The sequence below is a fragment of the Stenotrophomonas sp. HMWF003 genome, assembly GCF_003061285.1.
In the GTDB taxonomy this organism is placed as follows: Bacteria; Pseudomonadota; Gammaproteobacteria; order Xanthomonadales; family Xanthomonadaceae; genus Stenotrophomonas; species Stenotrophomonas maltophilia_AP.
This window is the reverse complement of record NZ_QAIW01000279.1, coordinates 1-3,789: the sequence shown is the minus strand read 5'-3', so window position 1 is coordinate 3,789 and position 3,789 is coordinate 1. Positions and strand designations below refer to the sequence as shown.

Genomic DNA, 3,789 nt, shown 5'->3' with positions numbered 1-3,789 from the left:
GGGTGGGGCTGTCGCGGGTGGAGGTGCTGCTGGATGGCAAGGCCGTGGCCGAGGCCGAGTACGGTCGCCTGTACGACATCACCAGCTTCTGGACGAACTCCAACGACCCGCAGCACCCCAACGTCGGCTTCAGTGCACGGATCGATACGCGCGGGCTGGCACCGGGCAGGCATTGGCTGGGGCTGCGCCTGCATGGCCGCGATGGCAGCGTGGAAGCCTGGCAGGAACAGGTGCTGCAGGTGCCCGCGCGCTGAACGGCGCGCCGCCCGGGCTCAGGGCAGGGTGTAACCGGCCTGGCGCAGGAGCTGGCTGGTGGCGATCAGGGGCAGCCCGATCAGCGCCGTGGGGTCGCGGTTCTCGATGGCCTCGAACAGGGCGATGCCCAGCCCCTCGCATTTGAAGCTGCCGGCGCAGTCCAACGGCTGTTCGGCAGCCACGTAGCGGGCGATGGTGGCCGCATCCAGGGCGCGGAAGTGCACCCGGGTCAGGTCGCAGGCCGCCAGCTCCCGACCGTCGCAGCGCAGGCTGACCGCCGTATGGAACGCCACGACCTGGCCGGACATCGCCGCCAGCTGCGCCTGCGCCGCGGCCACGGTGCCCGGCTTGCCCAGCGGGGAACCGTTCAGCTCGGCGACCTGGTCCGACCCAATCACCCAGCGCCCGGGGAAGCGCGCGGCCACCTCGGCGGCCTTGGCCTGTGCCAGGCGTACCGCCAGTGCATGGGGGGATTCGCCCGGCTGGGGGGTCTCATCCACGTCCGGGCGTGCGCAGTCGGGCGCCAGACCCAGCCGTTGCAGCAGTTCCAGGCGGTAGCGGGAGGTGGAGGCAAGCACGGGCGGAAGCATGCGAAAATACCGGTTGGTGGGGTCGGCAGTCTGGCCGCGGCGGCCGGGTGGGGCAAGCCGGTACAGGATGGATTTGACAGCCGGGCAGACGGTCCTTAACATTCAGCGGCTTATGTCCGCGAACGTGCCCGAATTGCTGGATGCTTGGCGGATGGTCGCAGCACGCAGGTGCTTCGACGGCCAGGTGAATCTAGCTGAATTGACCCGCCTGCAAGGGCTTGTTGCCGATACCGAAGGTCAGTGCACCTATGCACTGGAATTCGCGCACGACGACATCCTGCGGGTATCCTATGTTGAACTGACCATCGAAACCGCGTTGCCGCTGATCTGTCAGCGCAGCCTGCAGCGCTTCCTGCTGCCGGTCTCGATGGTGCAGCGGCTCGGCCTGATCCGCAGCGAAGAGGAAGAATCCTCGTTGCCGGAAGGGTACGAACCGTGGCTGGTGCCCGAAGACGGCATGCTGCGACCGCTGGAACTGGTCGAGGACGAACTGGTCCTGGCCGTGCCCGTTGTGCCGTTGTCTCCCGATGGGCAGGCAGTGGACCGCGACTGGGCACCGACCGAAGAAGAAATCAGCAAGGCCAATCCGTTCGCGGCATTGGCGGCACTGAAAAAACAATAGCAGCCGGATTGTCGTCGGCGGCTGCGGCGAAAGCGAAGACTGTGCTGGGCGCTGGCGTCCTGCGCGACGAAACGACGAAGCAAAACGAACCGAGTTTGGAGCAATCCCATGGCTGTGCAGAAATCCCGTGTCACCCCGTCCCGCCGCGGTATGCGCCGTGCGCATGACGCCCTGAGCGCCAAGCAGCTGTCCACCGATCCGACCACCGGTGAAGTGCATCTGCGTCACCACATCACCGCTGACGGTTTCTACCGTGGCAAGAAGGTGATTGCGACCAAGTCGAATTCGGCCGTCGAAGAAGATTGATCCGTGAAGGCCGCTGCCCGGTCGGGCAGCGGCCTTTACTCCATTCTTCCCGGCTGTCGGTGTTGATGGCCGTGCTACAGGACATGCAATGAGCAAGCGGATCTACTCGAGGATCGCGGGCACTGGTAGCTATTTGCCCGAAAAAGTGTTGACCAACCAGGATCTGGAGAAAATGGTCGACACCACCGATGAGTGGATCCAGTCGCGAACGGGTATCCGTGAGCGGCACATTGCAGCGGAAAACGAAACCACCAGCGACCTCGGCTATCACGCCGCGGTGCGTGCGCTGGAAGCGGCCGGTATCGACGCTTCGCAGCTGGACATGATCGTGGTGGGTACTACGACGCCCGATCTGATCTTCCCCTCCACCGCGTGCCTGATCCAGGCCAAGCTCGGTGCGAGCGGGTGCCCTGCCTTCGACGTCAACGCAGCCTGTTCGGGCTTCGTGTTCGCGTTGAGCGTGGCGGACAAATTCATTCGTTCCGGTGATGCACGCCATGTGCTGGTCATCGGTGCGGAAACCCTGACCCGGATCGTCGACTGGACCGAGCGCACCACCTGCGTGCTGTTCGGCGATGGCGCCGGCGCGGTGGTGCTGAAGGCCGACGAAGACACCGGCATCCTGAGCACCCACCTGCATTCGGATGGCAGCAAGAAAGAGCTGCTGTGGAACCCGGTGGGCGTGTCGGCCGGTTTCGGCGAGGGCGAGAACGCCCGCGGCGCGATCCTGATGAAGGGCAACGACGTGTTCAAGTACGCCGTCAAGGCGCTGGATTCGGTCGTCGATGAAACCCTGGAAGCGAACGCACTGACCAAGGCCGACCTGGACTGGCTGATCCCGCACCAGGCCAACCTGCGCATCATCGAAGCGACGGCCAAGCGCCTGGACATGTCGATGGAGCAGGTGGTGGTGACGGTGGACAAGCACGGCAACACGTCGTCTGCGTCGGTGCCGATGGCACTGGACGTGGCGATCCGGTCGGGCCGGGTCGAGCGTGGCCAGCTGTTGCTGCTGGAAGCCTTCGGCGGTGGCTTCACGTGGGGTTCGGCCCTGCTGCGCTATTGATAGTGTTAGTTACGACAACGTGACGCTTTCATTACGGCCCCATCAGGGGCCGTATGCATTTCAGGAGACCTGTCATGGTTGAGCCCATCGTCATTGAAGGGCAACGCGCCTGGCTGAAGCAGTACGGCGAAGGTAGCCGCGCGGTAGCCTTGGGCCTGCTCAATTTTGTTGCACACCGTTTCCAGCTCGATGCGCTGCGCCCGCCGCCGCACCGGGGCGGCGATGCCGCGAAGGAAACCGAGGCGCGCCGTCTGGGCGAGCTGGCCGCGCAGGGGGTGAACGTGCCGCACGTGATCGGCACTGGCCACGCGGCGCTGGTGCTGGAAGACAACGGCAGTTCGTTCAATACGTGTCTGCGCCAGGCTGATGCGGCCGGGCGTGACGTGCTGGTGGCGGCAGCGATGCAGGCCATCGCGGCGGCGCATGCGAAGGGGGCCTATTTCGGTCAGCCGTTGCCGCGCAACCTGACCTGGGACGGGGCGAAGGTGGGCTTCATCGATTTCGAGGAAGACCCGCTGGAGGTGATGGATCTGGCGCAGGCGCAGGCACGCGATTGGCTGATGTTCGGTTACGGCGTGGCCAAGTATTACGAGGACCGTCCGCAGCAGTTGCAGGCGCTGATGGCGCAGGCGATGGACGGGGTGGAGGCGCCGGTGATCGCGCATGCGCACGCGGTGTCGGGGCGGCTGCAGGGGCTGGCCCGGGCGAGCCTGAAGATGGGCCGTTCGGCGCGGGCGCTGGCGCACGCGATTCTGGTGGTGCACGGGGCCACGACGCTGGGGGTGCTGATGCTGGCGGTGATCTGCTACGACTTCTTCTCCGACGGCGACCTCGACATCCTGCAGTTGTTGGTTTGATCGGGGTGGGGCTTTTTTGAAGCCAGAGCTCTAAGAGCCTAGAGCCAGAGCGTTATTACTCGCTTGGGTCGTGCCGGGTCGGCGTGGGTGGGT

At 65.3% G+C, this 3,789-nt stretch carries 5 protein-coding genes and 1 pseudogene; 5 read left to right on the top strand and 1 reads right to left on the bottom strand.

The window, feature by feature from the left end; genetic code table 11:
* Positions 1–254: pseudogene (locus DBR34_RS21355) on the top strand (glycosyltransferase family 39 protein); the annotation flags it as partial.
* Positions 255–272: 18 nt separating this feature from the next.
* Here the strand turns inward: DBR34_RS21355 and DBR34_RS11595 are convergent.
* Complete coding sequence (locus DBR34_RS11595; RefSeq protein ID WP_128096911.1) at positions 273–845, bottom strand: Maf family nucleotide pyrophosphatase; 573 nt, start codon at positions 843–845, stop codon at positions 273–275.
* Between the two features lie 112 nt (positions 846–957).
* On the opposite strand from DBR34_RS11595, the gene DBR34_RS11590 reads away from it, so the two are divergent.
* From DBR34_RS11590 to DBR34_RS11575, 4 genes are all read left to right on the top strand, one after another.
* The gene (locus DBR34_RS11590) at positions 958–1,467 is read left to right on the top strand and encodes a YceD family protein (RefSeq protein ID WP_038690091.1); all 510 of its coding nucleotides are present in this window, start codon (positions 958–960) and stop codon (positions 1,465–1,467) included.
* Positions 1,468–1,575: 108 nt separating this feature from the next.
* Positions 1,576–1,773 carry a 50S ribosomal protein L32 gene (gene rpmF, locus DBR34_RS11585; RefSeq protein WP_038690090.1) on the top strand — a complete coding sequence of 66 codons (198 nt, stop codon included), beginning with the start codon at positions 1,576–1,578 and terminating at the stop codon, positions 1,771–1,773.
* Positions 1,774–1,861: 88 nt separating this feature from the next.
* A complete protein-coding gene (locus DBR34_RS11580) occupies positions 1,862–2,839 on the top strand; it encodes a beta-ketoacyl-ACP synthase III (protein WP_128096910.1) in 978 nt (325 codons plus the stop codon).
* A 74-nt stretch (positions 2,840–2,913) separates the two neighbouring features.
* Positions 2,914–3,696 carry a serine/threonine protein phosphatase gene (locus DBR34_RS11575; protein ID WP_128096909.1) on the top strand — a complete coding sequence of 261 codons (783 nt, stop codon included), beginning with the start codon at positions 2,914–2,916 and terminating at the stop codon, positions 3,694–3,696.
* The last annotated feature ends 93 nt before the right edge of the window (positions 3,697–3,789 follow it).

What these genes read in the sequence shown, in the direction of transcription:
- DBR34_RS11595 (WP_128096911.1), bottom strand. Translation starts at nt 845, where the DNA reads ATGCTTCCGCCCGTGCTTGCCTCCACCTCCCGCTACCGCCTGGAACTG.
- DBR34_RS11590 (WP_038690091.1), top strand. Translation starts at nt 958, where the DNA reads ATGTCCGCGAACGTGCCCGAATTGCTGGATGCTTGGCGGATGGTCGCA.
- rpmF (WP_038690090.1), top strand. Translation starts at nt 1,576, where the DNA reads ATGGCTGTGCAGAAATCCCGTGTCACCCCGTCCCGCCGCGGTATGCGC.
- DBR34_RS11580 (WP_128096910.1), top strand. Translation starts at nt 1,862, where the DNA reads ATGAGCAAGCGGATCTACTCGAGGATCGCGGGCACTGGTAGCTATTTG.
- DBR34_RS11575 (WP_128096909.1), top strand. Translation starts at nt 2,914, where the DNA reads ATGGTTGAGCCCATCGTCATTGAAGGGCAACGCGCCTGGCTGAAGCAG.